This window comes from uncultured Methanobrevibacter sp. (genome assembly GCF_937898925.1).
GTDB lineage: Archaea > Methanobacteriota > Methanobacteria > Methanobacteriales > Methanobacteriaceae > Methanobrevibacter.
Map to the genome: position 1 here is coordinate 1 of NZ_CALDKF010000092.1, position 3,708 is coordinate 3,708.

The 3,708-nt window shown below is 28.8% G+C and carries 5 protein-coding genes; 4 read left to right on the forward strand and 1 reads right to left on the reverse strand.

Features of this window, described 5'->3' with window-relative positions; all coding sequences use genetic code 11:
• A partial coding sequence (locus Q0409_RS07475; protein ID WP_298536583.1) for a hypothetical protein occupies positions 1 to 527 on the forward strand: 527 nt, incomplete at its 5' end.
• Positions 528 to 680: 153 nt separating this feature from the next.
• Here Q0409_RS07475 and Q0409_RS07480 read toward each other — a convergent pair.
• A complete protein-coding gene (locus Q0409_RS07480) occupies positions 681 to 1,358 on the reverse strand; it encodes a hypothetical protein (protein ID WP_366940100.1) in 678 nt (225 codons plus the stop codon).
• A 335-nt stretch (positions 1,359 to 1,693) separates the two neighbouring features.
• Here Q0409_RS07480 and Q0409_RS07485 point away from each other — a divergent pair, with 335 nt between their 5' ends.
• From Q0409_RS07485 to Q0409_RS07495, 3 genes are all read left to right on the forward strand, one after another.
• A complete protein-coding gene (locus tag Q0409_RS07485) occupies positions 1,694 to 2,626 on the forward strand; it encodes a type II secretion system F family protein (RefSeq protein WP_298536586.1) in 933 nt (310 codons plus the stop codon).
• Positions 2,627 to 2,638: 12 nt separating this feature from the next.
• Positions 2,639 to 2,860 carry a class III signal peptide-containing protein gene (locus Q0409_RS07490; RefSeq protein ID WP_298536589.1) on the forward strand — a complete coding sequence of 74 codons (222 nt, stop codon included), beginning with the start codon at positions 2,639 to 2,641 and terminating at the stop codon, positions 2,858 to 2,860.
• 115 nt (positions 2,861 to 2,975) lie between these two features.
• Positions 2,976 to 3,708: aldehyde dehydrogenase family protein (locus Q0409_RS07495; RefSeq protein ID WP_298536591.1), on the forward strand; the 733-nt coding region annotated here is incomplete at its 3' end.

Here is a 3,708-nt window from a genome sequence, read left to right on the forward strand (position 1 = left end):
ATAAAATCAAGTATACAAGAGGAGAATATAGCGGCAAATTTGTTATATTTAATGACACAAGAGAATTAATAGATTTTATAAAAAAAGCGTTTGATAGAAAAAAGAATTTACCACAGGTGGAATCTAGAATATTAAAAGAGGAAGATAAGGCAGAAATACGTTCTGATTCAATTTTTACTATTGGAAAAAATAATGCAGGAAATTATGACATGCAGATACGTAGTAACTGGGATTCTGCTTATAAAACACAATTTCAAACAGTTACTGATGCAATCAACTTTTTAGGTAGTATACAAAGTAGCACAAACAAAAATTCAACGAAACCAGATGAAATTAAAAATTTTATATATTCCAGTGGAAAAATAGAATTATCAGAAGATGAATTGAATCAAATGATAAAATCCCAATATCTAGTCTACGCAATAGAAATGATATCAGATGGTACATTCATGTTGTGGACAATAAATCCTAATAATAATTGCTATAAAATTTTAAATTATTTCATTTTTGCAATGATTTTATATTAGATAAAAACAATCAAATAATTCATAAAATAAGTCATAATGAAAAGGTTCCAAATGCTAATATAATAAAAAAAGCAAATAGTATTATTAAAAATAATAAAAGCACTTTTTCTTTTAAAGAATAAAAATATTTAAATAAACCTTTCTCTATTTCTTCTACACATTTAGGAACAAATACCTTAATAATCTTTTCATAATCTTTTTGTTCACAATTTGTTCATTTATCTTTAAAAATTCTTCAACACTAATATCATTTAAATCATACTTAACTTCAGTAATTTTTCTCATTATTGATGAAATACGTGCATATGTATATTGTAAGTATGGGCCTGTGTTACCTTCAAATTTTAAAGTATCTTCAAGGTTAAATTCGATATCATTTGCTCTGTAATTCTTCAAATCATTAAAAATGATAGCACCAACACCAATTACTTTACTTACATTTTCAATATCTTCTAAATTATATTTTGCAAGTAAATACTGTGGTAGAGTTTCTTCTAATTTGCCATTTACTTCTAATAGTCCATTTTCTATTATTTTTCTTAAATTATTTTGAGTTAAATTATATGTTAAAGGATATATTGGTATTATTTTTCCTGTATTATTACTATTTTCTGCAAGTTCATATACTGGTGATTGCATATCTGCTCTTCCACCAAACTTTTTACTTACTTTTCCATAAAACTTATATTCAACATTTGTTTTAAAAACATTTCTTAAATATGGTTGATTATACCAAGTTATTTCACAAGTTCCTGAAGAATCTCTTACTAATAATTTGCATAAATTTAAATTATTTCTAATTTTTATTGAATAATCATCTCTGCCTATAATGCCATGAAAAAAGTTAGGTTAGATTTTTTTCCTTGATGGGCTTTCCCTATTTTTTGTCATGTAAATAAAAACTTTTAAATATCTTTTTTATTATATTATATTTATGGATTTATTGACAGATCCTAAATTTTTTAAGAACGTTGTGTTATTTGAATTCTTTTAGAATTCATTTAACATTTATTGACTTTTTTTATCTAATTTTAATTTTATTAAATCACTTTAATTTTACAACATCATCGTAATTTTACTTATTTTTTATAATATTCTTATTAAATTGTTTTTTTAAGTCTATAAATAAGTTAAATTTATTAATAACTTATACAAATCTATTATCAATGTTTATTGAAGATTTAATAATCAAATTATCGAATATAATAGAAAATAAAGTTAATCAATCTATTTTAATTGCTTTCCAAGAGTACTTGCTCAAGGCAGGAATATTTACATTGGCATCCCAGATTTTAGCAATTATTCTAATGGCTTATATTGCATTCATAATTCTATTTTCAATAGTTTCAATAGCCTTATCAGTTAATCTATCAATTGCTTTAATTTTAGCTATTTTCATTCCAACAATTTCATTCATTCTAATCTTATTTTTGAAAATAGAAAAAAGGGCAAGTGAAATAGAAAACTCAATTCCAGACTTCCTTAGACAATTGTCATCTATGCTGAAGGTTGGATTAAGCTTGGAAAATTCATTGGTTGACATGTCTGAGCATGGAAAAGGACCTTTGTATGATGAATTAAGAAGGGTTGTAGTAGAAATAAGAATGGGGAAATCCCTTGATGAATCATTTAGCAATATGGCAATGAGACTCAACTCAAAGGATCTTGAGAGAAGCTTTAAGATAATACTCAATGCCCATAAAAGCGGAGGTTCATTGTCTGATATTATTCTTGATGTAAGTGATGACTTAAGGGCTATGCTAATATTAAAGAGGGAACGTAAGGCAAGTGTTATGATGTCAATCATGTTTCTCATCATTGCATCTACAGTGGCCGCTCCCTTTGCACTTGGAATGGTTGGAGTCTATTCCTCCTTTATGATTGAACTTGGAAAAGGGGGTGCAATCTGTGAAGTTGCACCGCTCGCTGCAGAGATTTATCTTATTATTCATTCAATTTTAGCAGGTTTTCTTATAGCTTTGATAATGTATGGAGACTTGAAGAAAGGGTTAAGGTATTCCATTCCAATTACATGCTCTGCATTTGCAGTATTCTATATAATCAACAACTTTGGAGCAGGATTCTTTGGATTAGTGTAATTATGTGATATTATGAGAAATATAGATTTAAATTTTCCAAGTATTTTAATTCATGACAATAAGGGTCAAGGGGCTGTTGAATTGATATTGATAATTGGAGGAATAATCGTAATCATTCTTTTGGTTGTTTCAATGTATAAATCATATCTCGTTGACTTGGGGACTGAAATTGATTCAAATGAAATAAACACTTTAAACAGTTCATTTGGTGATATTGCTTCTAAATTTGAATAGTATAATTATTTTACCAAAACTTATTATTGAATAAAACAAATAGTTTATTAATTATTTGAAAATTCAAAGATTAAAGAAATAATTAAAATTAAAAAATAATTTAGGAGTCAAAATCATGAAATTCTTAATTAATGGTGAATCTATAGACAAATCAGACCATTATGATGTAATCAACCAATACAATGGAGAAATTGTGGATACAGTTCCAATTGCATATAGAAGTGATGTTGATAATGCTGTTGAAGCTGCAAACAATGCAAAGAAGTCATTGAATGACTTATCTGCAAAGGAAGTTTCAATCAACCTTCAAAATGCTTGCGAAGAGCTTGAAAAGGAAAGCAGGAACATAGCAAAGCTGATTGTTGCAGAAGCTGGAAAGCCATATAAACAAGCTATTGCAGAGCTTCAAAGATCTGTGGAAACACTTCAATTTGCAGCTGAAGAGGCAAAGAGAATCTATGGAGAGTCTGTACCTATTGATGCAACAGGACCTACTGAAGCGAGATTCCTGGCATTTACAAAGAAGGTTCCTCTTGGTGTAGTTGGAGCAATAACCCCATTCAATTATCCTGTGAATTTAGCCCTTCATAAGATAGCTCCCGCTATTGCAGCTAAAAACACCGTTGTCATGAAACCATCTATGGAAGCTCCGCTTTCTGCCTTAAGATTGGCTGAAATAATCAATAATCATTTCCCAAATGGAGTGATTAATTCTGTTACTGGTTATGGAAGTGAAGTGGGAGATGCAATGGTTGTATCAACTGGCATAGACAAGATCTCATTTACAGGAAGTGTTGCTACTGGATTGTTCATCTCATCAAGGGCAGGAATGAAGAAAGTGACAATGG

Bases quoted from the DNA above. Each gene is read 5' to 3' on its own strand.
- Q0409_RS07490 (WP_298536589.1), top strand. From the start codon at position 2,639: ATGAGAAATATAGATTTAAATTTTCCAAGTATTTTAATTCATGACAAT.
- Q0409_RS07485 (WP_298536586.1), top strand. From the start codon at position 1,694: ATGTTTATTGAAGATTTAATAATCAAATTATCGAATATAATAGAAAAT.